Here is a 26198-nt window from a genome sequence, read left to right on the forward strand (position 1 = left end):
GTCGGACCGCGTCGGAGTTTTAAGGTCTTATTGGGATTCGGGCACTCTGATGCTCGCGGTGTTGCCCCGATCGAGGGACGCTGAGCTGCACGTTCGGTGCGAAACACCCAGTTCTCCTGTGCTCCACCCGTGTCTCAGGCGCGGACTCAAGCCTGAGTCAAGTCACCCACCGTGAGGGCGCGCACGGTAAGCGTGGTAATCGGCGATCGGGTGGTGACTCTCCGTCGAGTGCCATCAACGGCGTCTTCAGTCCACTTGTCCCGGATTGGTATGGGCCACAGCTAGTCAATTGTTACCGGGGTCAATGGAAAGTTGCCGGGCTCTAATGTGAAAAAATGGAACACGCCTGACAAAAGTGTGTCCGGACAGGCGTCGTGCCTGGTTCCGCCGGGCTCCTGGCCAGGCCGAGGGCTGGTCCGGTTGGGCTAGCGCAGTTAAGTTGGGCAACCGACCCATCTCCCGGAGGAGCAGCGTGTCCTACCTGGCCGACTCCGCGCGTTACGACCAGCTCAGCTACCGCCGATCCGGACGCAGCGGCCTCAAACTGCCCGCCGTCTCACTGGGCCTGTGGCAGAACTTCGGTGGTGACCGGCCGTACGAGACCGGGCGGGCCATCGTGCGGCGGGCCTTCGACCTCGGGGTGACGCACTTCGACCTGGCCAACAACTACGGGCCGCCCTACGGCAGCGCCGAGGAGAACTTCGGCCGGATGCTGGCCGAGGACCTGCACCCGTACCGGGACGAGCTGGTGATCTCCACGAAAGCCGGGTACGACATGTGGCCCGGGCCTTACGGGGACTGGGGTTCGCGCAAGTACCTGCTGGCCTCGCTGGACCAGTCGCTGGAGCGGCTCGGCCTGGACTACGTGGACATCTTCTACTCGCACCGGGCCGACCCGGAGACGCCGCTGGAAGAGACCATGGGCGCGCTCGCGGCCGCGGTGAACAGCGGACGGGCGCTCTACGCGGGCATCTCCTCCTACTCCGCCGAGCGGACCGTGGCGGCGGCCGCGCTGCTGCGGGAGATGGGGGTGCCGTTGCTGATCCACCAGCCGTCCTACTCGATGTTCAACCGGTGGATCGAGCCGGAGTTGCTGGACGTGCTGGCAGAGGTCGGCGCGGGCTGCATCGCGTTCTCGCCGCTGGGGCAGGGCATGCTGACCGACCGCTACCTCAACGGGGTGCCCGAGGGGTCGCGGGCCAGCCGGGACGGGTCGCTGTCCACCGGGCTGCTCACCGAGGACAACCTGGCGCGGATCAGGGCGCTCAACGAGATCGCCCGGTCCCGGGGGCAGTCGCTGGCGCAGCTGGCCATCTCCTGGACGCTGCGGGACTCCCGGGTCACCTCGGCGCTGATCGGGGCCAGCTCGGTGGCGCAGCTGGAGCAGAACCTGGCGGCGACGCGGAACCTGGACTTCAGCGCGGACGAGCTGGTGGAGATCGACAGGTACGCGGTGGACGCCGGCATCAACCTGTGGGCGGAGTCCTCGGCGAGCTGATCACTCCGGCAGCAGGTAGTGCTCCTCGTCGAAGGGCAGTCCCGCGCAGGAGGCGGCCAGGTCCCGGCCGGTCTGCTCGATCACGTCGCACAGCTCCAGCCTGCCCACCCACTCCCTGGGCAGCACCGCGGTGCCGTGCAGGGCGCCCAGGATGTTGCCGGTGATCGCGGCGGTGGAGTCGCTGTCGCCGGAGTGGTTGGCGGCCAGTCGCAGCGCGTCCGGGAACTGCTCGGCGCGGCGGTGGGTCAGCGCGGCGTAGACCGCGATGGCCAGCGCCTCCGGGCCGACCCAGCCCGCGCCCAGCCGCTCCACCGAGTTCGCCGACGGGCCACCCGCCGGCACCGGGCGGCCGAAGGCGCGGGCCTCGCGCACCCGCCTGGCCGCGGCGGAGTCGGCGGCGGCCAGTGCGGAGGCCGCTGCCAGGGCCAGGCCGGTCTCCTGGTCGTCGCGCAGCGCGCGGCCGGTGGCCTGGTCCACCGCATCCCCCAACGGGCGTTGGCGGACCGCTACCAGGTGCACGATCAGGGCAAGGGCTCCGGCCGGGGCCCAGCCCGCGGGGTGACCGTGGGTGAGGGCGGCGAACTCGCAGCCCAGGGTGTACGCGGTCTGCGGGGTGGGCGCGAAACCGGCGGGCGCGGCCCTGGCCACCCCACCGCAGCCGCGGGAGTCGCTGGTGGTGTTGGGCAGGGTGGCCGACTGGAGCACCCGTAAGCAGGTCACCCCCGGCGCGCGGCTGGCGTACATCCGCTTGTCCGCGAGCAGGCCGCGGGCCAGCGGGGCCGGGCCGTCCAGCTGCTGGGTGGTCAGCCAGCGCCGGTAGCTCTGCCACACCGTCTCGGTCGGCCCCCACACGCCCCGGTGCTTGCCGCGCACCCAGGCGTGCAGGTAGCCCTCGGCGGTGAACAGGGTCAGCTGGGTGTCGTCGGTGATCAGCCCGGGACGTGGCGGGTCGGTGATGCCGGCCGGTCCGAACTCGCGGCGGATCTCCGGCCTGGCCAGGAACTCCACCGGGGCGCCCAGGGCGTCGCCGACCGCGCCGCCGAGCAGGCAGCCCGCGCCCCGGTCCAGGAGCGCCGTCGGATCTGCGGGCACTTCGCCTCCGGCGTCCTCGGGTGGATGTCTCTGGTGAATGTCTCTGTGCAGACCCTAACGAGCGATCCCCCGTCCGGGTCGTCCGTACTACTACGGAATGGCCTACCGCGACTTACCCAGGGGACGCCGAAAGGTCGTAACGTGCCCACCGTGCGGCGCGAAGACAAGGTGGCGGAGACCTGCTCGTCAGGGCCGACGACCCAGCGCGTCGAATTCCGTCTGCTGGGGCCGCTGGAGCTCGTCCTGGACGGGGAACCGGTCCCGGTGGGTGGCTCCGGCGTGCGCTGCCTGCTCGCGGCGCTGGTGGCGGAACCGGGACAGGTGGTCAGCGCGGAACGAATCACCGAGGTGCTGTGGGACGGACGGCCCCCGGCGACCGCGCGCACCATCGTCCAGGGCTACGTCTCCCGGCTGCGCAAGCTCTTCGCCGAGCTGGCGCTGCCTGTGTCCTTGGACACGCGGGCGCCCGGCTACCTGCTCCGGATGGACCCCGAGCTGGTCGACGCGCACCGGGCGCGCGGCCTGGCCGCGGCCGCCCGCGACCTGCCGCCCGGCCCGCGCGCCGAGCTGCTCGGCCAGGTGCTCGACCTGTGGCGGGGCGAGCCGCTGGCCGGTCTCGGCTCGCCGGTGCTGGCCAGGGAGCTGGCGCCGGAGCTGGTGGAGCTGCGGCTGACCGTGACCGAGGAGCACCTCGGCGCCCAGCTGGCCATGGGCAGGCACGAGGAGACGCTGCCGCGGATCCTCCAGCTGCACGCCGACGAGCCGTTCCGGGAGCGGCTGGCCGAGTACGCGGTGCTCGCGCTGTACCGCTGCGGCCGCCGCACCGAGGCCCTGCGCGCCTACACCGGCTACCAGCAGCGGATCGCCGCCCGGCTCGGTCTCGACCCCCGGCCTGAGCTGCGCGAACTGGCCGAGCGGGTGCGCACCGACGATCCGGCGCTGTGCGTGCAGCAGGCCGAGACCGCCACCGCCCCGCCCGCGCCCACCGAACTGCCCGCGCCCGCGTACGGGTTCACCGGCCGGGCCGCCGAGCAGACCTGGCTGGACGAGCTGGTGACCAGGGCCGAGCAGGCCGGGGAGTCCGCGGTCGGCGTGCTGGCCGGCGCGGGCGGCATCGGCAAGACCGCGCTCGCGCTGACCTGGGCCCGCCGGACCGCCGGCCGGTTCCGGGACGGGGTGCTCTTCGGCGCGCTGCGCGGCTTCGACCCCGAGCACCCGCCAGCCGAGACCGCCGAGCTGCTCCGGCAGTTCCTGCTGGAGCTGGGCCTGGCCCCCGGCGCGGTGCCGGTGCCCTTCGACGAACGCCTGGCGCTGTACCGCTCGATGCTGGCCGGGCGACGGGTGCTGGTGCTGCTGGACGACGCCCGCGACTCCGAGCAGGTCCGCCCGCTGCTGCCGCCCGGCGGCGGCTCGCTGGCCCTGATCACCAGCAGGCGGCGGCTGGACGGCCTGGTGGTCAGTCACGGCGCGGGCATCCACACCCTGGGCACGCTGCCCCGTGCCGAGGGCGTCGCGCTGCTGGGCCGCGCTGGCAATGCCGACCCGGCGGTGCTGGACGAGCTGGCCGCGCTGTGCGGGGACCTGCCGCTGGCGCTGCGGGTGGTCGCCGCCCGGCTGGCCGCCGCCGGCGACCCCGCCAAGCTGGCCGCCGAGCTGCGCGACGAGCAGCACCGGCTGGCCGGGCTGGAGGAGGAGGGCTCCTCGGTGCGCGGCGCCTTCGACATCTCCTACCGGGACCTCGCGCCGGAACCGGCCGCGGTGTTCCGGCTGCTCGGCCTGCACCCCGGCCCGGTGCTCACCCCCGACCTGGTGGCCGCGCTGGCCGGCACCACCCCGGCCGCGGCCCGGCGGGCGCTGCGCGCGCTCACCGCCGCGCACCTGCTGACCGAGTGGCGGCGGGACCGCTTCGCCCTGCACGACCTCATCCGGCTGCACGCCCGCGAGCTGGCCCGCACCGAACTCGGTGAAGCCACCCGGCGGGCGGCCCAGCGGCGGCTCATCCACCACTACTGGCGCTGGTGCGCGCACGCCGCGGTGAAGTTCAGCCCGGCCACCCACGGTTTCGGGCTGCCGCCCGGCGAGGCGGCCGACCCGGTGCCGGACTGGGGCGCGGAGGAGGCGCTGCGCTGGTTCGAGGCGGAACGGGCCAACGCGGTCGCGGTCATCCGGCTGGCCAAGGAAGAGGGCTTCCCCCGGGAGACCTGGCTGCTGGCCAGGCCGGTGTCGATGTACCTGGCGATGCGCGACCGGGTGGAGGACTGGATCAGCGTGAACGAGCTCGGCCTGGCCGCGGCCACCGCCGCCGGTGAGGGCGCCGGCGTGGCCATGATGCTCAACGGGCTCGGCGCGGCCTCGCACCGGCTGGGCCGCGAGGAGGAGTCCCTGCGCTACTACCAGGAGTCGCTGGCCGCGGCCACCGAGGCGGGTGACCGGCAGGCCGCCGCCCGCGCCGCCACCAACGTGGCAGGCGCGCTGGCCTGGCTGCGCCGCACCGAGCAGGCCGAGGCAGCCGCCGCGGAGGCGATCCGGCGCAACCAGGAGATCGGCGACCGGCACTCCGAGTCCGCGATCAACAACACCCTCGGCGTGCTGGCCCTGGACTCCGGCAGGCCGGAGCGGGCCGAGGCCTACTTCCAGCGGGCGGTGGCCATCGACGAGGAGATCGGCGACGACGGTTTCCGGGCCACCGCGCTGAACAACCTGGGCCGGGCCCGGCTGGCGCGCGGCGAGATCGACGGCGCGGCCGCGGCCAACCGGCAGGCCCTCGCGCTGGCCATCAGCCACGGCATGAACCGGCAGGAGGCCTTCGCCCGGCGCGGTCTCGGCGACGTCGCCTTCGCCACCGGGGACACCCTGGCCGCGGCCACCCAGTGGCGGCGGGCGCTGGAGATCCTGGCCGCCTTCGACCGCGGCGAGGCCGAGACCGTGCGCACCAGGCTGGCCACCCTGGAGGACGGCCGGTGAACCAGGAACCGTTGCCGCCCTTGGAGTTCCGCGTGCTCGGCCCGGTCGAGCTGGTGGTCGGCGGCACCCCGCTGGCGATGGGCCGGGCGGGCGCGCGCTGCCTGCTGGCGCTGCTCGCGCTGGAGGTCAACCAGGTCGTCGGGCACGACCGGATCCAGGCCACGCTGTGGGAGGACGAGCCACCGCCGACCGCGCGCACCGTGGTGCACGGGCACGTCTCCCGGCTGCGCAGGGTGCTCACCGAGGCCGACCCCGGCGGCTCGGTCACCCTGATCACGCACGCCTCCGGCTACCTGCTGCGCGCCGACCCCCGGCTGGTCGACCTGCACCGGGCCAGGGCGCTGCTCAGCGCCGCCCGCGGCGAGCCCGCCGCGCGCAGGCGGGAGCTGCTCAGCGAGGCGGTCAAGCTCTGGCGCGGCCCGGTGCTCAGCGATGTGCCCTCCTCCCAGGTGCTGCGCGATGTCGCGCCCGAGCTGGAGGAGCTGCGGCTGGTCGCGGTGGAGGAGTGGATCCAGGCCGAGCTGGACCTCGGCCGGCACGGCGAGGTGGTCGTGGAGCTCCAGCGGCTGGTCGCCGAGCAGCCGTTCCGGGAGCGGCTGGTCGGGCAGCTGGTGCTGGCGCTCTACCGCAGCGGGCGGCGGGCCGACGCGCTCGGCGCCTACCAGTCCTTCCGGGTCCGGCTGGTGGACGAGCTGGGCATCGACCCCGGCCCCACCCTGCAGGAGCTGCACCGCCAGGTGCTCACCGACGAGCTCGCGCCCGATCCGGCCGCCCAGCGCCCGGTCTCGCCGCCCTCCGCGCTGCCCAGCGTGCCGGTGCAGCTGCCACCCGCGCCCGCCGGGTTCACCGGCCGCAGCGCCGAGCTGGCCTGGCTGAACCGGCTGGTCGGCATGGCCGACGGCCCGCGCATCGCGGTGCTCGCGGGCACCGCCGGGGTGGGCAAGAGCGCGCTCGCGCTGACCTGGGCGCAGCGGGCTGCCGCCGAGTTCCCGGACGGCCAGCTCTACGCCTCGCTGCGCGGGTTCGACCCCGAGCACGCGCCGGTGGACCCGGCCGAGGTGCTGCGGCACTTCCTGGTCGCCCTCGGCGTGCGGCCGGAGTCGGTGCCCGCGGAGTTCGACGAGCGGCTGGCGCTCTACCGCTCCACCATCGCCGGGCGGCGGATGCTGGTGCTGCTCGACGACGCGCACGACTCCGACCAGGTGCGCCCGCTGCTGCCCACCAGCGGCGCGTTCACCGTGGTGACCAGCAGGCGGCGGCTGGACGGGCTGGTGGTGACCAACGGGGCCAGGGTGCTGCCGCTGGACACGCTGTCCATGGCCGACACCGTGCAGCTGATCAACCGGGTGGCCGGCGAGCGGCACTCCGAGCACGACCTGGCCCAGGTGCGGCGGCTGGCCGAGCTGTGCGGCAACCTGCCGCTGGCGCTGCGGATCGCCGCCGCCCGGCTCGCGGTCAACCCCGAACGCGAGGTCGGCGACCTGGTGGAGGAGCTGGCCGACGAGCACGAGCGGCTGGCCGCGCTGGACGTGGAGGAGACCGACACCTCGGTGCGCGGCGCCTTCGACCTGTCCTACCGGGACCTGCCGCCACCGCACGCCAGCGTGTTCCGGCTGCTCGGCGGGCACCCCGGCCGGGACGTCTCGCCGTACCTGATGGCCACCATGGCCGAGGTCGGGGTGGCCCAGGCCCGGCGCTCGCTGCGCGCGCTGGCCGCCGCGCACCTGGTGATCGAGCACGAGGTCGACCGGTTCTCCATGCACGACCTGATGCGCCTGTACGCCAGGGCGCTGTTCCGCAACGAGACCGAGGAGAAGGAGCGGGACAGCGCGCTGCGCGGCCTGCTCGACTACTACCTGGTGGTGGCCGACCGGGCGCGCAGGCTGATGCGGCCCATCCTGGACGACCTGCGCCCCGGCCTGACCCGCCCGCACGTGCGGCAGCCGACCCTCAACGACCGGCAGCAGGCGCTGGCCTTCTTCGACGCCGAGTGGGCCAACCTGACCTCGGTGGTGGTGCTCGCCGAGGAGTCCGGCCAGCACGAGGCCGCCTGGCAGCTGCCCACCATGCTCAACCCGTACCTGGACGCGCGGTTCCCGTGGGAGGACGCGGTCAAGGTCAACCTGATCGGGCTGGAGGCGGCCAGGCTGCTGGGCAACCGGTGGGGCGAGGTGCGCATCCACACCGCGCTGGGCATGATCCACGGCCGGCGCGGGCTGCCCGAGCTGTCCCTGCACCACGACTCCACCGCCTACCGGATCGCCGAGGAGATCGGCGACCTGGCCTCGCTGGCGCTGCTGTCCAGCAACATGACCCAGTACCTGTACGAGACCGGCCGCAAGGACGAGGCGGTCGAGTCCTGCCGCCGGGCGATCGAGCTGAGCAGGCGGATCGGCAACTTCTTCGTGCTGCCCATCGCGCTGACCAACATGGCCGAGATCGCCATCCGGCACCGCGACCACGAGCAGGCCCTGGTGCACCTGCGCGAAGCCCTCGACATCTACCGCGACTCCAACAACAACGACCGGATGGCCATCGTGCTCGGCGGCATGGGCGACGTCAGCCGGGACCTCGGCCGCCTGGACGAGGCCGAGCGGTACTACCGGGACGCGGTGGCCGCCGCCGAAGCCGCCGGATCCAAACCGCAGGAAGCACGGATGCTGATGGAGTTCGGCGAGGTGCTCGTCTCCCGCGGGGACCCCGGCGGGGCCAGGGTGGTCTGGCAGCGCTCGCTGGAGCTCTACGAGGTGCTGCGGCTGCCCGAGCTGGAGGTGCTGCGGGACCGGCTGGCCCAGCTCGGCTGAGGTGTTTTGTGGCCAATGCTGGGAAAACGCTGGTACACGGCCGTCTCAGGCGGCACACTGGAGGCTACCCGCCATGCCCCGCTGATCTCGTTTAGTTCGCGGTTAGGCTCCGTCAAGCGGGTCGTGGAATTCTTTGTGCTGTCGGTGGTTGGTTCGCGCTGCACCAGCGACATGGCGGCACTGGGGGAGCCTTCTGGGGGAGGTTCGTCGCCCACTTGGTCACACCCGGCATCCGCGTCCCCGGATGCCGGGTGTGATTGGTTTTGGGGGGTTGGTGGCTGGGTTTTCAGGCCTGTGGCTGGGTTTCAGGCCTGTCACATTGGCGTGCTCCGCACGCGGGATTTTTTCGCTCTTGAGTCGTGCGTTCGTGATCCCGGCACTCCGAAGCTTGCTTCGCGTGTGCCGGGATCACGAACGCACGACGCGAAAAAATCAAACCCGTCGCTGGGTCAAAGGGCCCGGCGTGTCGCTGGCGCGCCACGCCTCCCAACGCGGCAAGTCGCCGCGCTGTTGTGTTGGCGCTCAGGCCTTTTCGCAGAGTTCGGCCAGTTCTGGGCGTTTTGGCTCGATGCCGTCGGCGGAGGACCTTCCGGCCAGTCTGCGGCCGAGCCATGGCACGAAGTGTTGTCTTGCCCACTTCAGGTCCGCTCGGCGCAGGGTGAGCCAGTCCGCGGGATCGGCTACCGGCCATGGTTCGGACCAGTCCGCGGTGACCGGGATGCCGAGTTCGGCGCAGGCGCGCAGGGCGACTCGTTCGTGGCCCTCGGGGGACAGGTGCAGGCGGTCCTCGCTCCAGGCTCTGGGGTCGTGCAGGACCGTCATGGACCACAGGTCGACGACGTAGCAGTTGTGGCGGTCGGCGATGGCTCTCAGGTGGGCGTTGTAGGTGGCTACCTTGCCCCGGACGCGGCGCATGATGGGCACGTCCTTGGTGTCGAAGCCGGTGCAGATGACCACGTCGGCCCCTGCCTTGCGGAGCTGGGCGGTGGCTGCTTCGAACTGCACGGCCAGGGCGTCCGGGTCGCTGCCTGGGCGCAGGATGTCGTTGCCGCCTGCACAGAACGTGACCAGTTCCGGTTGCAGGGCTACCGCGACCGGCAGCTGCTCGTCGATGATCTGGCCGAGCAGTTTGCCCCGAATCGCGAGGTTCGCGTAGCGCAGGTGCGGGCGGGCCGTGGCCAGGTGGCCGGCCAGACGGTCTGCCCAGCCACGGAAACTGCCGTCCGGCCACGGATCGTCGAGGCCCTCGGTGAAGCTGTCGCCCAGCGCGGCGTAGGACCCCCAGAGGCCCGGCACGGCCTCCTCTTCTAGCGGCTTCTCCATCCGGCCAGCATGACAAGCGGAGCGCGACCTACGCTACCGTCAGTTACGATGACGAAGGTTACTCACCAGTAACTGTGGAAAGTCATCGGATGTCCGACCGAAAGTATGAGCCGATTGCCGCGTGATTCTCGCAACACTTCGGGCCATGCGTCGTGTTGTGATCGGATCTTTGGCAGTGCTGCTGCTGGCGGCTCCGGCCGCGCAGGCTGCTCCGCAGGAGTGGCAGCAGGTGGGCTCGGACATCCTCTCCGGGGTCAGCGGGACCACCGTGCTGGCCCGCGGTGACGGGCGGGTCGAGTCGCTCATCGTGCGGGACAACAAGAAGCCGGGGCAGAACCGGATCGCCAGGGTGGTGCAGGCCGACGGCAAGAAGCCGGTGGTGGAACCGCTGGAGTGGCGCGGTGAGCTGCCGGTGGACCTGGAGTCGATCGAGCCGGTGCCGGGGCGGGCGGGGGAGTTCCTCGCGCTGGCCAGCAAGGGCAAGGGTTTTCTGATCAAGCTCGGTGCGGGTGAGGTGACCGTGCGGCAGACCTTCCAGGTGCCTGCGGGGCAGGCCGGTGATGACTACGAGAGCTTCGCGCTGGCCGCCGCGGGTGGCAAGACGATCGCGCTGTGGGCGGACCGGGGGCTGGACAGCAGGCCGGCCACGCTCTACGCGGCCGAGTTCGACCTGGTGGAGCTGACCTTCGGGCCGGTGAAGTCCGCGGCGGTCCGGGTGCCCTACCCGAGGAAGAACGTGCGGCACATGTCCGACCTGGACGTGCTGCCCGACGGTGAGCTGGTCATCTCGGCCGCCTCGGACAACGGGGACGACGGTCCGTTCGACTCCGCGACCTACTCGGCCGGCCGGGTGCGCGCGAGGGCGAACGGGGTGGCGCTGGAGGTCCGGCAGGAGCCGAGGCGGATCGGCGCCTTCACCGGGCGCAAGATCGAGGCGCTGACCTGCCTGGACGCCAGGTGCGGGGAGATGTTGCTGGGCACCGACGACGAGAACAAGGGCGGCGCGCTGCGCCTTGCCGCTAGGTGAGGTCTGGCCACCAGGTGAGCCCTCTTCGGTGGAAACCGCGGCGGTCCCGGTTCAGGGGCCGGGACCGCCGCGGGGGCTCACACCGCGGCCGCTTCCTCCGCGCCGCCATCCACTGGAGCGCTCTCAGTCGCGGCTGGGGCGAGGAAACCGGCCCGCAGCCGGGTTTCCGCTTCCCGGTCCGCGCCGAGCACGTCCAGCCCGGCCAGTGCCGCGCCGACCACCGGTGGCGGGTCCACCACGATGATCTCGGCCAGCGGGGCGACCGCCCGGCAGCGCTTGGCCACCTGCTCGATCACCGCGGGACCGACGCCGGTGAGCACCCCGCCGCCGAGCACCACGTGCACCGGCTCGGCGGTGAGGTCGAGCTGCCGCAGGCTGACCGTGGCCAGCACGCTGACCTCGTCGATCAGCCGGTCCACCACCTGCTGGGCCACCGCGTCGCCCTGCCCGGCCACCCGGAACAGCAACGGGGACAGCTCGTGCAGCACGTCCTCGGACAGCTCGCCGAAGTGCAGCCGCTCGATCAGCTCCAGCAGGGTGGGCACCGCGAAGTGCTCGCGGATGGCCGGCAGCAGCGCGGTGGGCTCGCCCCGGCCGTCCTCGGCCCGCACCGCCAGCCACAGCGCCTCGCTGCCCAGGTGCGCGCCGCCGCCCCAGTCACCGGAGATCCGGCCCAGCGCGGGGAAGCGGTGCACCCGGCCGTCCGGGGCCACCCCGACGCCGTTGATGCCCGCGCCGCAGACCACCGCCACGCCCGCGCCGGTGGGACTGCCCGCGCGCAGCAGCGCGAAGGTGTCGTTGGCCACCGTGGTGGTGGCCGACCAGCCGCGCGCGGTGATCGCCTCCTGGAGGAACTGCTCCTCCTTGGGCAGGTCCGCCCCCGCCAGGTAGGCCGAGGTGTGCGCGGCGAAGGGAGCCGTGCCGGCGTAGCCCGCCTGCCGGGCGGCCTCGACGATCAGGCTCTCGAAGGTGTCCAGGCCCCGCTGCATGCCCACCGTCTGCGGCGGCGAGCCGATGCCGCGGACCCGGGACAGCACCTCGCCGTCCCGGGAAACCAGCATCACATCGGTCTTGCTGTTGCCGCCGTCGATGGCCAGGACGAGATCACTGATCTCGGGTCTCCCGCTCATGCCTTCGCCCACGGCAGCAGCTCGGCGTTCTCCGCGACGAGCTGGTCGGCCAGCTTCTCCGCGATGTTCCACTGGCCGATCAGCGGGTGCGCGAGCAGCGCGTTGGCCACCCGGTCCCGGCCGCCGTGCAGCGCGGCCTCCAGGGCCAGGTACTCGTAGGCGGTGACGTGGCTGATCAGGCCCGAGTACTCGGGCTCGATCGGCCTGACCGGCAACGGCTCCGCGCCGTTGCGGTCCACAATGGACGGAACCTCGATCACCGCGTCGTCCGGCAGGAACGAGAACGTGCCGTTGTTCTGGACGTTGACCACGTGCTCCTCGCCCTGGTCGCCGCCGGTGAGCGCGTGCACCAGCTGGACCGCGGCCTCGGAGTAGTAGGCGCCGCCGCGCTGGGACAGCGCCTCCGGCTTGGTCACCACCGCGGGATCGGCGTAGACGCCCATCAGCTCCTTCTCCACCAGGCTGACCACCTCCGCGCGCGGCGGCTCGGTGCGCTGCCTGGCCACCACCTCGTCGTGGCTGTAGAAGTACTTGAGGTAGTAGGAGGGCACCACGCCCAGCCGGCGCATCAGCTCGGCGGGCAGCCCGATGTGCTCGGCCACGTCCTCGCCGAACTCCGAGAGCAGCCTCGGCAGCACGTCCACGCCGTCCACCAGCACCTCGCGCTCCCAGGTCAGGTGGTTGAGGCCGATGTGGCCCAGCCGCACCTGTTCCGGGGCCGCGCCGAGCAGCTTGCCGACGTAGCGCTGGAAGCCGATGGCCACGTTGCACAGGCCGACCGCCCGGAAACCGGCCTGCACCAGGGCTCTGGTGACGATGCCGACCGGGTTGGTGAAGTTGACGATCCAGGTGTCCGGCCCGGTGACCTTGCGCACCCGCTCGGCGATGTCGAGCACCACCGGGACCGTGCGCAGCGCCTTGGCCAGACCGCCCGCTCCGGTGGTCTCCTGCCCGACGCAGCCGCATTCCAGCGGGAAGGTCTCATCCGAGCGGCGGGCCTCTTGCCCGCCGACGCGCAGCTGCAGCAGCACCGCGGCCGCGCCCTCGGCGCCGGACTCCAGGTCCGTGGTGGTGCGGACCCTGGCCGGGTGTCCCGCGTGGTCGAGCAACCGCTGGCTGAACTCGCCGATCACCGCGAGCCGGTGCTCGTCCGGGTCGACCAGCACGATCTCGTCCACCGCAAGGCTGGTTCTGCGCCCGGCGATCCCGTCGATCAGCTCAGGGGTGTAGGTGGAGCCGCCTCCGACGACGGTGAGCTTCATCGTTAACCCTTAACTCCGGTGAAGGTGATCCCTCGGACGAAGGACTTCTGCGCGAACAGGAACAGCACGATGGCCGGAACCATGATCAGCGCCGTGGCGGCCATCATCAGGTTCCACTCCACGGCGTGCTGGCCCCGGAACGAGGCCAGTGACAACGACAGCGGCCAGTTGGCCTTGTTCTCCCCGGTGTAGATCAGCGGACCGAAGAAGTCGTTCCAGGTGTAGAGGAAGCAGAACAGCCCGGTGGCCGCGATCCCCGGGCGGGACATCGGGATGAGCACCCGCAGCACGGCGGTGAACTCGTTGCAGCCGTCGATCTTGGCCGAGTCGATGTAGTCCTGCGGGATGGTCAGGAAGAACTGGCGCAGCAGGAACACGCTGAAGGCGTCGAAGAGGAAGTACGGCACGATCAGCGGCCACAGCGTGCCGGTCAGGCCGAACTTGACCCACATGTCGTACAGCGGCACCGCCACCACCTGCGGCGGCAGCATCATCGCGGCCACCACCAGCAGGAAGACCCCGTTGCGGCCCTTCCACTTCAGCCTGGCCAGCGCGTAGGCCGCCGGGATCGCCGAGAGCAGCATGCCCGCGGTGGCCAGCAGCGAGTACATCAGGCTGTTGAGCGTGTACTCCAGCAGCGGCGCCTTGTCGAAGACCCGGAAGAAGTTCTCCGGGTGCCAGGACTCCGGCCACAGGCTGGAGGACAGCGCCTGGCTGTCGGACATGAACGCGGTGAGGAAGACGAACACGATCGGCAGCGAGAAGGCCAGCGCCAGCGCGATGCCGATGCTGTGCGTGGCGATCCAGTACAGCGTCTTCTGCCAGGAGCCGCTGGGCTTCCGCTTGGGCGGTGGCCTGCGGCGGCTGGCCGGACGTGTTGCGGTCGCGGTGGTCACGAGCCCTCCTCGACGTGCGAGGCCCGACGCATCTGCCGCACCAGCAGCGCGGTGAAGGCGAAGGAGACGATGAACAGCAGGGTCGCCATGGCCGCCGCGTAACCCATGTTGAAGTAGCGGAAGCCCTGGACGTAGAGCCAGACCGGGAAGGTCAGGGTGGAGTTCTGCGGGAAGCCGATGTCCTTGGCGTTGCCCGCGACCTCGGCCGAACCGGAGGCCACCGAACCGGCCACCACGGCCTGGGTGAAGAACTGCAGGGCGAAGATGACCGAGTTCACGATGCCGAACATCAGCACCGGCGCGATCGACGGCAGCGTGATGTAGAAGAACTTGCGGATCGGTCCCGCGCCGTCGATCTCGGCCGCCTCGTACTGCTCCTGCGGCACGTCCAGCAGGGCGGCCAGCAGGATGATCATCAGCTCGCCGGAGCCCCACAGCGCCAGGATGGTCAGCGCGGGCTTGGCCATCTCCGGGTCGGAGAACCACAGTCCGCCGTCGATGCCGAGGAACTTGAGGAACTTGTTGATCGGCCCGAACTCGGGGTTGAACAGGAAGACGAAGGTGATCGTGGCCGCCACCGGCGGGGCCAGCGAGGGCAGGTAGCACAGGGTGCGGACCAGGCCGACCCCGCTCTTGAGCCGCGAGATCACCATGGCCGTGCCGAGCGCGAAGATCACCCGGCAGGTGGTCAGGATGACGACCAGCCAGAGCGTGTTCCACACCGCGACGCCCACCAGCGGCTCGCTGGTGAACATCCGGATGTAGTTGTCGAAGCCCAGCCACTCCGGTGCGTTGATCAGGTCGTACCTGGTGAAGGAGAAGTAGATGGTGGCGATCAGCGGGTAGCCGAAGAACACCGCGAACCCGATGATCGCCGGGGACATGAAGCCCAGGACGGTCAGGAAGTTCCGGCGCCGCCGCCCGGCCCGCCCCTTGCTGGGGACGGGCCGGGCGGCGCTCGCGCGCTCAAGCGTGGCGGTCATGGAACTACTTACCGGCCTTCTGTGCCAGTGCGTCGTCGACCTGCGCGTCGACCTTCTTCAGCTCGGCCGCGATGTCGGTCACCTTGCCGGACTGCCACTTCTCGGCGAAGTCGTTGACCGCCTTGAGGTGCGCGTCACCGATCGGGGTGGCCGGGTTGGACCAGAGCTTGCCGGAGCCGAAGATGTCCAGGAACGTCTTGAACTGCGGGGTGACCTCCAGCTTCGGGTCCTTCATGGAAGCCTCGGTGGTCGGGATGTTCTTGATCGCGTTGGACAGCTGCACCAGCGTGTCGGTGTCCAGCGACATCTGCTTGACCAGCTCCCAGGAGGCGCCGGGGTTCTTCACGCCCTTGGGGATGCCGATGATGGTGCCGGTGGCGAAACCGCCGCCGTAGAGCTCGGGCTTGGTGGGCGTCACCGGCGCGGGCGCGGTGCCGTAGTTGATGTCCTTGGCGTCACTGGCCAGGAAGGCGGTGCGGTACTCGCCGTCGAGCATCATGGCGAGCTTGCCCTTCTGGAAGGCGTGGTCGGCCGAGTACTCCTGGCCCAGGCCCGCCCGGAACTTCTCGATCTTGTCGTAGCCGTAGAAGTCGACCAGCTTCTTCTGGAACTCGAAGAGCTCCTTCCACTCCGGGCTGTTGGCCAGGTTGGACTTGCCGTCCGCGCCGAGGTAGCGGGCGCCGAACATCGGCGTCCAGTTCTGCGCCTGGTTGCGGTAGTGCGGGATCAGCGGCATGAAGCCGGCGACCTTGATCGAGCCGTCCTCGTTGAACTCGGTCAGCTTCTTGGTCGCCTCGAGCAGCTGGTCAGTCGTCTTCGGCGGCTCGGTCAGGCCCGCCTTGGCGAACATGTCCTTGTTGAAGTAGAAGGCGTAGATGTCGGTGAGCATCGGCATCGAGCACCGGTTGCCCTTGTACTCGGTGTAGTCCCGCACCGCCTTCGGGATGACGTTGAGGTCCGCCTTGTCCCGGTCGATGTAGGGCTGCAGGTTCTGGAAGCTGCCCGAGGAGCAGAACTGGCCCAGGTTGTCGGTGAAGAAGGAGATCGCCACGTCCGGCGGGTTGCCGCCGCGGATCGCGCCGGTGATCTTCTCGTCGTCCTGGGTGCCCTCGTGCTTGATCTCGAAGTTGGGGAACCTGGTCTTGATCCGGTTGAGCGCCTCGGTGACCGCCTTGTACTCGCGGCCCTCGAAGTTGCTGTAGACGGTCAGGGACAGCTTGTCGTCCTTGCCGGGCGCCGCGCCGGGCGCGCCGCTGGCGTTGCCACCGCCGCCGGCACAGGCCGAGATGAGCAGCGCGGCTGCCGCCGTGGCGCTGAGCAGGACCGCGCGAGAGGTCTTGCGCATGCGAACTCCTGGGTTTTCAGTGTGGTGTCGGGGAAATGTGTCGAGCGCGCAGCGGGGGCCGTCGGGGGCCCGGTGGTGCTGCACCGGCGGGCTTGCGCAGCCCGCGAAACGGATCGGCTGTGGCGGCGACAAGTCCGAACACCTCTTCCCGCGCCAGGGCGAGCGCCGCGTGCAGTGCGCCGGAGCGCACCGGTTTCCCGGTGACCAACGAGGTGCGCACCGGAGTTCTCGGGGTGACCAGCTGGTGCAGCTCGGCCGCGACCATGGCGCTGAACTCCTCGCCACCGGCCTGCGCGGTCTCACCGGCCAGCAGCACCAGCTGCGGGTCGACCACGCTGACCACCCCGGCCACGCCGGTGGCGATCCGCCGGGCCAGGTCGAGCAGGAAGGCCCGGCCGCCGTCGCCTGCCTCCACCGCCTTGCGCAGCGCGATGGCGCCGCTGCGCGCGGCCAGCCCGTGCGCCCTGGCCAGCTTGACCACCGAACCGGTGGCCAGCAGGTCGCCGAGCCGGATGCCGCCGCGGTCCACGCCGGTGTCCGCGGTGGCCCGGTCCGGCACCCGCATGGAGTCGATCTCGCCCGCGCCGCCGGTGGCCCCGCGCAGCAGGTGGCGGTTGATCACCACCGCGGAGCCGAGCCCGGCGCTGATCCAGATCAGCACGAAGTCCCGCACGTCCCCGGCCCGGCCGGAGGTCATCTCCTCCAGCGCGACCAGGTTGACGTCGTTCTCCACCGTCACCGGCACCGAGAGCAGCTCGGTGAGCGTGCCCGGCACGTCGAAGCCCTCCCAGGTGCGCAGGTGCGGGGCGAAGCCGAGGTGCCCGGTGGCCGGGTTGACCCCGCCGGGCGCGCCGATGACCACCTGGCAGAGCCCGCCGGGATCCACCTCGGCCCGGCCCGCCGCGGCGTTGAGCGCGGACTGGAAGGCGGCCAGCACGGTGTCCTGGCCGCCGCGGGGCAGCGCGGTCTGGTGCTCGGCCAGCAGCGCGCCGGTGATGTCGGCGATGGCGATGTCCACCCCGCGCGGGGTGAGGTCCACCGCGGCCACGCTGGCCAGCGTGCCGTTGACGGTCCAGAGCTGGGCCCGTGGCCCCCGGCCGCCGCCGCGGAGACCGGCGCGCACCACCGCGCCCTCGGTCTCCAGTCTTGTCAGCAGTGCCGCGGTTGCCGGTTTCGACAGCCCGATCTGGGCCTCCAGCTCGGACCGGGTGAGGGCGCCGTGCCGCAGCAACGCGTCGATGGCCGCGCGATCGTTGATCTCACGCAGCAGGCGCGGGCTACCGGCTCGCATGACCCTCCTGTCTGTTAACTTTCCAGACGATTTCGGGTCACCGTAGTGACCACGCTCACCCGGGTCAACGGTCGGAACTCGTTTGTAACGTTCCTTACCGAATTCGGCAAGATCCACCGGGCGGTGGACCGGCTTAGGTTCGCCTCACTTATCGGTGGGATCCGCAGCCGGGATGAGGCAGGCTGGTAGCTGTGGAACCCTCCGCCGACTCCCGCCAGGCCGCCGGTCCGGAATCCCTCGGCGCCCTGCTCGGGGGCCGTGGTGGCGCGGTCGACGCCACCCTGCCCCCGCTGGCCTTCGTGGTCGGCTGGCTGCTCGCCGACGAGTCGATCTGGATCGGTTCGGCGGTCGCGCTGGGCGTCGGCCTGGTGATCGCGACCTACCGGCTGGTCAAGGGCGACCGCCCGCGCGCGGTGCTGCTGGGCATGCTCGGCGTGTGCGCGGCCGCGCTGGTCGCCCTCTACACCGGCCGGGCCGCGGACTTCTTCCTGGTCCAGCTGCTCTCCAACGTGGCGAGCGCGCTGGCCTGGTCGGTCAGCATCGTGATCGGCTGGCCGCTGCTGGGCGTGGTGGTCGGCACCGCGCTCGGCCAGCGCACCCGCTGGCGCCGCGACCCGGACCTGCTGCGCGCCTACCGGCTGGCCAGCTGGGTCTGGGTCGGGCAGTACCTGGTGCGGATCGTGGTGTTCAGCTCGCTGTGGTGGATCGACGCGGTGGTCGCGCTCGGGGTGTCCAGGGTGGCACTGAGCTGGCCGCTGGTGGCGCTGTGCGTGGCGGTCAGCGGCTGGGTGCTGTTCCGGGTGCTGCCCGGCGACCACCCCGGCATCCGGCATCCCCGGACGCCGGAGCACCAGGTCACGCCCGGCTGAGCTGGCGGTGCAGCGCCTGCGCGGCCTCGCCGGTTACCGAGCCCAGCGCGGCCAGCCAGGCCGCTCCGGTGGTGCCGTCCGCGGCCACCCGCACCGGCCCGCCCGCGCGGCCGGTCAGCTCGGCGCGCACCCGGTCGCCGACCGGGGTGGCCGCGGTGACCAGGCTGCCGGTGAGCACCACCGGGCTGGTGTCGCCAGGGGTCCTGGTGGCCAGCGCGGTCTCGGTGAGGTGCGCCGCGCCGCGCTCGACGATGTCGGCCGCCGCCTCATCGGTGGCCGCGTGCGCGCTGACCAGCGGGGCGAACCCGGCCAGCCGGATCGGTGACTCGGCGTTCACCGCGGTGATCAGCGTCCGGCGGGCCTGCACCTGGTCCGGGTCGGGGGCGAGTCCGGCGTGCGCGAAGACCGCGGTGCCCAGCGTGCCCAGCGCGGTCCCGGTCTCGACCCGGCGCAGGGTGGCCCGGACCGCCTCCCGGCCCAGCCAGTAGGCCGAGCCCTCATCGCCCAGCAGCCAGCCGAAGCCGCCCGCGGTGGCCACCATCCGATGCCCGGAGATGCGGGCCGCGATCGAGCCGGTGCCCGCCACCAGCACGGTGCCCTCGCCGGTGGCCGCGGCGGTGGCGAAGGCCGCCTCGCAGTCGGCGACCACCTTGATCGGGCAGGTCAGGCCGGTGGCGCGGAGGGCGGCCTCGAACAGCGCGCGGACCGAGGGGTCGGCCATCTTGGCCGCCCCGGCGATGCCCAGCACCAGCGCGCCGACCCCGGCCGGGTCGCTGCCGCCGAGGGCCTGGCCGACCGCCTGGGCCACCCTGGCCGCGGCCACCCCCGGCGGGTGCGCGTTCGGGTTGCCGCCCTCGGCCCGGCCGGCGCCCAGGCGGGCGCCGGCGTCGGAGATCAACAGAGCCCGGGTGGTGGTCGCGCCGGTGTCCACGCCGAGGAAGTTCATCGTCACCCGCTCAGATTGATGGCTGGAGTTGTAGATAGTTTTCCGGTTGAGTGGCAAACTGGACAACAATTAACTGAAAATTTCCTGGGGAGGAACAGGGGCGGCGCCGTGTTCCATCTGGACGTGCCACCGCTACTACCGGGGCACCGGAGCTTCGACGCAGTGGTCTTCGACCTCGACGGCACGTTGGTCGACTCGCACGCGGTGCACCGGGCCGCGCTGCGTGAGGTGTTCGCCAGGCACGGGTTGAGTGTGCCCGCCGCGGCCGGTGCACCGGAGGGGATCGCGTTCACCGACTGGGCGGCGCGGCTGGTCGCCCGCGGTTTCCTGCCCAAGGACTTACCCGTGCGCGAGCTCCAGCAGGAGTGCCAGCGCGCGGTGCTCACCCGGCTGGCCGAGGTGCGCGAGGTGCCCAGGGTGGTCGCGATGGCCCGCTGGGCGCAGGGCCGGGTGCCGACCGCGGTGACCACCAGTTGCAGCCGGGGCACCGCGCAGGCCATCCTGCTGGCCACCGGGCTGCGTGGGCTCTTCGACGTGCTGATCACCCGCGAGCAGGTCATGCGTGGCAAACCGGCCCCCGACCTGTTCCTGCTGGCTGCCACCGTGCTCGGCGCGGTGCCCGCCCGCTGCCTGGTGTTCGAGGACACCGAGAGCGGGCTGTACGCGGCCGGGCGGGCCGGGATGCCCGCGGTGGACATCCGGCCGCACCGCTCACGCTGACCCCAGCACCTGCGCGCGCCCGCCACCGGCGTTGTGGTGGTGCAGCACCAGCAGTTCGGGCCATCCGACGGTGTGCTGTTGCAGCAGGAGGCTGTTGCCCGGCTGGGCCGCGTAGACCAGCGCCGGTGCGCCCGAGCCCTTGGTGAACACCCTGGGGTGCAAAGGATCGAAGGCCATCGGGGTGCTGATCCGGCCCTCGCCCCACGGGCCCTGGATGCCCGCGGTGTAGGTCAGCGGCGCGGAGTTGGCCTCCGGCGCGATGTTCAGCGCGAGCAGGGCCACCGGCAGCACCAGCACATCGCTGTCGAAGACGTTGGCGTCGGTGTCGCCGCCCAGTCCGTTGAGCGGCTGCACGTCCACGGTCACCGGGCCTTCCGGCACGGTCAGGTCGTCGGTGCGGGCCACCAGCAGGTCGGTGCCGGGCACCCTGGTCGCGATCACCCGGAACTCGGGCTGGTCGTCGCCGGTGGTGCTGATCTCCACGTAGGGCGTGACCCTGGCGCCGAGCAGCGTCCACTCCCGCTTGGCGGCCAGGCCGAAGCCGAGCAGGCCGCGGGTGCCCGCCAGCGGGGCGGTGGAGGTCGCGCCCACGTGCCGCAGCTCGCCGCTGGAACTGCCGTGCAGCTCGAACACACCGGCCAGGGACCGGTAGCCGAGGCTGCCCGCGCCCTGGTTCAGGCCCTCGCCGGTGAACCGCAGCAGCCGCCGCCCCGAGCTGCGCACCAGCTCGATCCCGGTGCGCGCCACCGGTTTTGGCGCGGCGTGCACCGGAACGCGCAGCGCGGGACCGGTGTCCGGGGTGAGCAGCAGGCGGCCGGAGACGTCGGGCAGGAACTGCCGGGGCTGGTCCTCCTGGGTGGCGGCCACGGTGGGGTCGGCGTTGCGCCGCAACACCTTCGGCTGCACGTCCAGGGTGACGGTGACCAGCGCGGTGCCGCCAGCCGGGACGCTGACCTGGGCGGGCTCGACCCTGATCCGCGCGCCAGGCATGGTGGTGGCCGCCGCGTAGCCGGTGCGCACCGTGCGCGGGCCGCCCGTGCTGCGGAGGACCACCTTGCGGGACAACGAGATCGGCTGCTCCGCGGGCACCGTGCCGAAGGAGACGCTGACCGCCTCCGGGGCGTCCGCGGCGTAGGCGAGCAGCTCGGTCTCCAGCGCGGCCATCGCCTGCACCCGGCCCGCGCCCACCCGGCGCGGACCGGCCACCACGGTGCCCTGCCGGAGGTCCGCGCCCGCGGTGTTCATCAGCGCGGCCTTGAGCTCGGCCGGGGTGAGCTCCGGCCGCCGCTGCCGCAGCAGCGCGGCCAGCCCGGCCACGTGCGGCGCGGACATCGAGGTGCCGGTCCGCACGGACACCCCGTCGCCGGTGCCGCCTGCCGCGGAGGCGATGGTCTCGCCCGGCGCGGCCAGATCCGGCTTCACCGAGGGGAAGTGCACGCCGCGGGCCGAGGTCGGGCTGATCGTGTCGGTCAGCTCCGGCCTGCGCGTCGGCACCGCGTTGCGGCCGTCCGCGGCCAGCCGCACCCGCAGCGTGCCGGCCCGCGCCGCCTCGGCCAGGCCCGCGCCGCCGGTCGCGGTGAACTGGAACACCGGCAGCTCCGGCACCCCGTTGATGTCCGCGCTGAAATCGTCCACAGTGGACGAAAGCAGCACCCCGGCCGCGCCGGCCAGGTGCGCTCAGGTGGCCCTGGGCGCGGAACCGCAGACGCGGCGGGTGCCGTCCTCCTCCCAGTCCAGCCAGACCAGCTTGTCCCTGGCCGCCGCGGCCTCGGCGGCGGAGTACTCGTGGCAGCCGTCGGCGTTGCCGGGCAGGGTGACCACCGCGCGGTCCAGGTGCAGCCGGTCATAACCGGTGTAGGCCACGCTGAACTGGCCGAGGCGTTGCCCGGCAACGGGTTGCGGGGCCAGCACGGTGGCCGCGTCGCGCAGCAGGTAGGCGTCCCTGCTGTTGGCCACGGTGAGCGCGGCCGGGGTGTTGCCGGGGGAGCCGGTGGCCCCGTAGAGGTCGCCGCCGTTGCCCGCCGCGGCGGGCACCAGCGAGCCTGCCTCGGTCAGCTTGCGCACGAACAACGCCTCCGGGCTGTCCGGATCGCCGAAGTCGCTGCCCAGGGACAGGTTCACCACGTCCAGCCGGTCCGAATGATCGCCGTCGCCGTTGGGGTCCAGCGCCCGGTCCAGGGCCGCGGTGACCAGCTCGGTGCCGCCGGTGCAGCCGAAGACCTTGATCGCGTACAGCTCCGCCCTCGGCGCCGCGCCCGGCCCGATCCGCAGGCCGGCCACGTCCACCGCGGCCGGGTCGGTGACCGGGCTGCCGTCCTTGCGCACGCCGAACCCGGCCGCGCTGCCCGCCACGTGCGTGCCGTGCCCGCCGCAGGACATCGGGTCCGGGTCCGGCTTCGGCGGGATCCCGCGCACCGGGTCGTAGGCGTCCCCGGCCAGGTCGGTGCCGCCGATGACCTTGGCGGTGGGGAACCGGCCCGGCCCGCCGAAGTCGGCGTGGTGGTAGTCGATGCCGTCGTCCACGATGCCGATCCGCACGCCCTCGCCGAGCACGCCCAGCCGCTGCCAGGCGGAGACCGCGCCGGTCAGCGGTCCCGCGCCCGCGTTGGTGCGGAAGTGCCGGGTGGCCGGGCGCACCGAGCGCACCGCGGGGTCCTCGGCCAGCTCGCGCAGCGCGGCCGCCTCCGCGCGGACCAGCAGCCCGGCTACCGCGGTGGTCCGGTGCAGCAGCCTGGCCCGGTTGTCCCTGGTCCGCAGCTTGGCCACCAGGTCTTCACCGCCGCGCGCGCCGGTCAGCTCCACGAAGGCGGTGACCGGACCGGACTTGCCCGCTAGCGTGGTGTCCGGCCCCAGGTCTGGCAGCGCTCCCAGCCGGGGTCCGCCCAGGCCAGGGGCCAGTACCGGCTCCGACAGCGCCCCCGCGGGCACGGCACCGCCCGCGCAGAGCAGCGCGGCGAGGCTGAGTAGGGCAAGACTGCGCTTATTCATCCGAGGTGTGCACCGTTCAATGGTCATAGGGGCTAGACATCGGGTTGCCTGAGGCGATATACATCCGATGTCTGGGGATGGCTCCGGAGACGACGAGGAGTGACACCGTGCAGCTGCTGCGGCTTGGCGATCCTGGCAACGAGTCGCCCGCGGTGCGGGCCGAGGACGGCACGCTCCACGACCTGCGCCCGCTGACCACCGACATCACCGGCGAGTTCCTGGCCGCGGACGGGCTGGCCCGCACCGCCGCGGCGCTGGCCGCCGGCGAGCTGCCCGCGCTGGCCGACCCCGGCGACGGCTCCGGCCTGCGGGTCGGCCCGCCGATCGCGCGGCCGGGCAAGATCGTCTGCATCGGCCTCAACTACCGCGACCACGCCGAGGAGACCGGGGCGGAACTGCCCGCCGAGCCGGTGGTGTTCATGAAGGCTCCGGACACCTTGGTCGGGCCGTACGACGAGGTGCTGGTGCCGCGCCGCTCGGTGAAGACGGACTGGGAAGTGGAACTCGGTGTGATCATCGGCAGCACCGCCCGGTACCTGGAGGACCACGAGAGCGCGCTGGCCTGCGTGGCCGGGTACGCGGTCTCGCACGACGTCTCCGAGCGCGAGTTCCAGCTGGAGCGCGGCGGCACCTGGGACAAGGGCAAGAGCTGCGAGACCTTCAACCCGCTCGGCCCGTACCTGGTGCCTGCCGCCGAGGTCGGCGACGTGCAGTCGCTGTCGCTGAAGCTCTCGGTCAACGGCGTGCCCCGGCAGGACGGCAGCACCAAGAACATGATCTTCTCGGTGGCCGAGTGCGTCCGCTACCTGAGCCAGTTCATGGTGCTGCGGCCCGGCGACCTGATCAACACCGGCACCCCGGCGGGGGTCGCGCTCGGCCAGCCCGAGCCCAAGCCCTACCTGCGCGGCGGCGATGTGGTGGAGCTGGAGATCGAGGGTCTTGGCAAGCAGCGGCAGACCTTCGGGCAGGCCTGACATGTCCGTGATCACCTCGGTGGACGTGCTCGACGTCCGCTTCCCCACCTCGCGCGAGCTGGACGGCTCGGACGCGATGAACCCCGACCCCGACTACTCCGCGGCCTACGTGGTGCTGAGCACCGACGACGGCGCCCGCGGCTACGGCTTCGCCTTCACCATCGGCCGCGGCAACGACGTGCAGGCCGCCGCGATCCAGGCGCTGTCCCCGCACCTGATCGGCCAGCCCGCGCCGACCGGCGCGGCTGAGCTGGGCGCGCTGTCCCAGCGGCTGATCGGCGACTCGCAGCTGCGCTGGCTCGGCCCGGAGAAGGGCGTGGTGCACATGGCGGTCGGCGCGGTGGTCAACGCCGCGTGGGACCTGGCCGCCCGTGCCGCCGGCCTGCCGCTGTGGCGCTTCCTGGCCGAGCTGACCCCGGAGGAGGTCGTCGGCCTGGTCGACTTCCGCTACCTGCGCGACGTGCTCACCCCGCCGCAGGCCCTGCTGATGCTGAAGAAGGCGGAGCAGGGCAAGGCCGAGCGGATCGAGAAGCTGCTGGCCGAGGGCTACCCGGCCTACACCACCTCGCCCGGCTGGCTGGGCTACAGCGACGAGAAGCTGACCAGGCTCACCCGCGAGGCGCTGGCCGACGGCTTCGGGATGATCAAGCTCAAGGTGGGCGGCAACCTCGAGGACGACGTGCGCCGGATGAAGCTGGCGCGCGAGGTGGTCGGGCCGGACTACCCGATCGCGGTGGACGCCAACCAGCGCTGGGACGTGGGCGACGCGGTCACCTGGATGCAGGCCCTGGCCCCCTACCACCCGTACTGGATCGAGGAGCCCACCTCCCCGGACGACGTGCTGGGCCACCAGGCCATCGCGCGCGCGGTCCGCCCGATCAAGGTGGCCACCGGCGAGCACGTGCACAACCGGGTGATGTTCAAGCAGCTGCTGGCCGCGGACGCGATCGACGTGCTCCAGCTGGACGCGGCCAGGGTCGGCGGGGTCAACGAGAACCTGGCCATCCTGCTGCTCGCGGCCAAGTTCGGCGTGCCGGTCTGCCCGCACGCCGGCGGGGTCGGGTTGTGCGAACTGGTGCAACACCTGGCGATGTTCGACTACGTTGCCGTCTCGGGATCGCAGGAGGGGCGGGTGATCGAGTGGGTGGACCACCTGCACGAGCACTTCGTCGACCCGGCGGTCGTGCGCGACGGCCGCTACCGGACGCCGATCGCGCCCGGGTTCTCCGCGGAGATGAAACCCGCCACACTGCACGGATTCCGCTACCCGGACGGTCCTGAGTGGACGGAGACGCCCTGATGAGCAGCGAGTTCGACGGACTGGTCGCCGTGGTCACCGGCGGCGCCTCCGGCATCGGCCTGGCCACCGCGCAGACCCTGTCCGCGCGGGGTGCGCAGGTCGCCTGCCTCGACCTCAACCCCGAGGTCCCCGCGCCGCTGTTCGGCGTGCGCTGCGACGTCGCCGACGATGCCACGGTGGTCGCCGCGATCGACGCGGTGATCGCCGAGTTCGGCCGGATCGACGTGCTGGTGAACAACGCCGGGATCGGCGCGCAGGGCGATGTCGGCGCGAACACCGACGAGGAATGGGCCAGGGTGCTGGACATCAACGTGGTCGGCATGGCTCGGGTCAGCCGGGCCGCGCTGCCGCACCTGCGCCGCTCCCCGGCCGCCGCGATCGTGAACACCTGCTCCATCGCCGCCTGGGCCGGGCTGCCCCAGCGGGCGCTGTACTCGGCCAGCAAGGGCGCGGTCTACGGCCTCACCCTGGCCATGGCCGCCGACCACGTGCGCGAGGGCATCCGGGTCAACTGCGTCGCGCCGGGCACCGTGGACACCCCCTGGGTGGGCCGCCTGCTCGACGCCGCGGCCGACCCGGCGGCCGAGCGCGCCGCGCTCCAGGCCCGCCAGCCCACCGGCCGCCTGGTTTCCGCCGACGAGGTGGCCAACGCCATCGCCTACCTCGCCGGACCCGCTTCGGGTGCCACCGTCGGCACCGTGCTCGCCGTGGACGGCGGGATGCACGGACTGCGGCTGCGGCCGCAGCCCAGTTGAGTAGATCCACACCAGCGAGTCAAGGAGGACC

20 protein-coding genes are annotated in these 26198 nt (G+C 72.1%); 9 read left to right on the forward strand and 11 right to left on the reverse strand.

Annotation, left to right across the window (positions count from 1 at the left end; all coding sequences use genetic code 11):
* Positions 1–472 precede the first annotated feature (472 nt).
* Positions 473–1498: an L-glyceraldehyde 3-phosphate reductase gene (gene mgrA, locus N8J89_RS02140; protein ID WP_283662682.1), complete on the forward strand. Its 1026-nt coding sequence runs from the start codon at positions 473–475 to the stop codon at positions 1496–1498.
* On the opposite strand, the gene N8J89_RS02145 is transcribed toward mgrA, so the two are convergent.
* The gene (locus N8J89_RS02145) at positions 1499–2590 is read right to left on the reverse strand and encodes an ADP-ribosylglycohydrolase family protein (protein WP_283662683.1); all 1092 of its coding nucleotides are present in this window, start codon (positions 2588–2590) and stop codon (positions 1499–1501) included.
* Between the two features lie 150 nt (positions 2591–2740).
* Between N8J89_RS02145 and N8J89_RS02150 the strand changes: the two genes are divergently transcribed.
* Together N8J89_RS02150 and N8J89_RS02155 are read left to right on the forward strand one after the other, a co-directional pair.
* Complete coding sequence (locus tag N8J89_RS02150; RefSeq protein ID WP_283662684.1) at positions 2741–5554, forward strand: AfsR/SARP family transcriptional regulator; 2814 nt, start codon at positions 2741–2743, stop codon at positions 5552–5554.
* On the forward strand, positions 5551–8358 hold the full coding sequence (locus tag N8J89_RS02155; protein ID WP_283662685.1) for an AfsR/SARP family transcriptional regulator: 2808 nt from the start codon (positions 5551–5553) through the stop codon (positions 8356–8358). The genes N8J89_RS02150 and N8J89_RS02155 overlap by 4 nt, the downstream gene beginning before the upstream one ends.
* 522 nt (positions 8359–8880) lie before the next feature.
* On the opposite strand, the gene N8J89_RS02160 is transcribed toward N8J89_RS02155, so the two are convergent.
* Positions 8881–9681 carry an SGNH/GDSL hydrolase family protein gene (locus N8J89_RS02160; protein ID WP_283662686.1) on the reverse strand — a complete coding sequence of 267 codons (801 nt, stop codon included), beginning with the start codon at positions 9679–9681 and terminating at the stop codon, positions 8881–8883.
* 145 nt (positions 9682–9826) lie between these two features.
* On the opposite strand from N8J89_RS02160, the gene N8J89_RS02165 reads away from it, so the two are divergent.
* Positions 9827–10708: a hypothetical protein gene (locus N8J89_RS02165; RefSeq protein WP_283662687.1), complete on the forward strand. Its 882-nt coding sequence runs from the start codon at positions 9827–9829 to the stop codon at positions 10706–10708.
* A 77-nt stretch (positions 10709–10785) separates the two neighbouring features.
* Here the strand turns inward: N8J89_RS02165 and N8J89_RS02170 are convergent, their stop codons facing one another.
* Genes N8J89_RS02170 through N8J89_RS02195 form a run of 6 tightly spaced genes read right to left on the reverse strand, consistent with a single transcriptional unit; the run spans position 10786 to position 17615 of the window.
* A complete protein-coding gene (locus N8J89_RS02170) occupies positions 10786–11838 on the reverse strand; it encodes an N-acetylglucosamine kinase (protein ID WP_283662688.1) in 1053 nt (350 codons plus the stop codon).
* On the reverse strand, positions 11835–13100 hold the full coding sequence (locus N8J89_RS02175) for a 6-phospho-beta-glucosidase (RefSeq protein ID WP_283662689.1): 1266 nt from the start codon (positions 13098–13100) through the stop codon (positions 11835–11837). The genes N8J89_RS02170 and N8J89_RS02175 overlap by 4 nt, the downstream gene beginning before the upstream one ends.
* A gap of 2 nt (positions 13101–13102) precedes the next feature.
* Positions 13103–13996: a carbohydrate ABC transporter permease gene (locus N8J89_RS02180; RefSeq protein WP_502868405.1), complete on the reverse strand. Its 894-nt coding sequence runs from the start codon at positions 13994–13996 to the stop codon at positions 13103–13105.
* The gene (locus N8J89_RS02185) at positions 13993–14979 is read right to left on the reverse strand and encodes a carbohydrate ABC transporter permease (protein ID WP_283662690.1); all 987 of its coding nucleotides are present in this window, start codon (positions 14977–14979) and stop codon (positions 13993–13995) included. The genes N8J89_RS02180 and N8J89_RS02185 overlap by 4 nt, the downstream gene beginning before the upstream one ends.
* 4 nt (positions 14980–14983) lie before the next feature.
* Positions 14984–16324: an extracellular solute-binding protein gene (locus N8J89_RS02190; RefSeq protein ID WP_283662691.1), complete on the reverse strand. Its 1341-nt coding sequence runs from the start codon at positions 16322–16324 to the stop codon at positions 14984–14986.
* Positions 16325–16340: 16 nt separating this feature from the next.
* The gene (locus N8J89_RS02195; protein WP_283662692.1) at positions 16341–17615 is read right to left on the reverse strand and encodes an ROK family transcriptional regulator; all 1275 of its coding nucleotides are present in this window, start codon (positions 17613–17615) and stop codon (positions 16341–16343) included.
* Between the two features lie 191 nt (positions 17616–17806).
* On the opposite strand from N8J89_RS02195, the gene N8J89_RS02200 reads away from it, so the two are divergent.
* Positions 17807–18484, forward strand: coding sequence for a DUF3159 domain-containing protein (locus tag N8J89_RS02200; protein WP_283662693.1), 678 nt, complete (start codon positions 17807–17809; stop codon positions 18482–18484).
* Here the strand turns inward: N8J89_RS02200 and N8J89_RS02205 are convergent.
* Entirely contained in the window at positions 18471–19430 is a 960-nt protein-coding gene (locus N8J89_RS02205; protein WP_283666067.1) for an N-acetylglucosamine kinase, read from the reverse strand. The genes N8J89_RS02200 and N8J89_RS02205 overlap by 14 nt on opposite strands.
* 108 nt (positions 19431–19538) lie before the next feature.
* On the opposite strand from N8J89_RS02205, the gene N8J89_RS02210 reads away from it, so the two are divergent.
* A complete protein-coding gene (locus N8J89_RS02210) occupies positions 19539–20150 on the forward strand; it encodes an HAD family hydrolase (protein WP_283662694.1) in 612 nt (203 codons plus the stop codon).
* Here N8J89_RS02210 and N8J89_RS02215 read toward each other — a convergent pair.
* Together N8J89_RS02215 and N8J89_RS02220 are read right to left on the reverse strand one after the other, a co-directional pair.
* Complete coding sequence (locus tag N8J89_RS02215) at positions 20142–21785, reverse strand: S8 family serine peptidase (protein WP_283662695.1); 1644 nt, start codon at positions 21783–21785, stop codon at positions 20142–20144. The two genes, N8J89_RS02210 and N8J89_RS02215, sit on opposite strands and share 9 nt — an antisense overlap.
* A gap of 42 nt (positions 21786–21827) precedes the next feature.
* On the reverse strand, positions 21828–23138 hold the full coding sequence (locus N8J89_RS02220; RefSeq protein ID WP_283662696.1) for a S8 family serine peptidase: 1311 nt from the start codon (positions 23136–23138) through the stop codon (positions 21828–21830).
* A gap of 107 nt (positions 23139–23245) precedes the next feature.
* Here N8J89_RS02220 and N8J89_RS02225 point away from each other — a divergent pair, with 107 nt between their 5' ends.
* The 3 genes from N8J89_RS02225 to N8J89_RS02235 are packed head-to-tail and all read left to right on the forward strand — an operon-like array spanning position 23246 to position 26167.
* Entirely contained in the window at positions 23246–24112 is an 867-nt protein-coding gene (locus N8J89_RS02225) for a fumarylacetoacetate hydrolase family protein (RefSeq protein WP_283662697.1), read from the forward strand.
* Position 24113: 1 nt separating this feature from the next.
* On the forward strand, positions 24114–25412 hold the full coding sequence (locus N8J89_RS02230) for an enolase C-terminal domain-like protein (protein ID WP_283662698.1): 1299 nt from the start codon (positions 24114–24116) through the stop codon (positions 25410–25412).
* Positions 25412–26167, forward strand: coding sequence for an SDR family NAD(P)-dependent oxidoreductase (locus tag N8J89_RS02235; protein WP_283662699.1), 756 nt, complete (start codon positions 25412–25414; stop codon positions 26165–26167). Before N8J89_RS02230 ends, N8J89_RS02235 begins: the two co-directional genes overlap by 1 nt.
* Positions 26168–26198: the final 31 nt, after the last annotated feature.

Origin of the sequence: Crossiella sp. CA-258035, from assembly GCF_030064675.1 — a bacterium.
GTDB lineage: Bacteria > Actinomycetota > Actinomycetes > Mycobacteriales > Pseudonocardiaceae > Crossiella.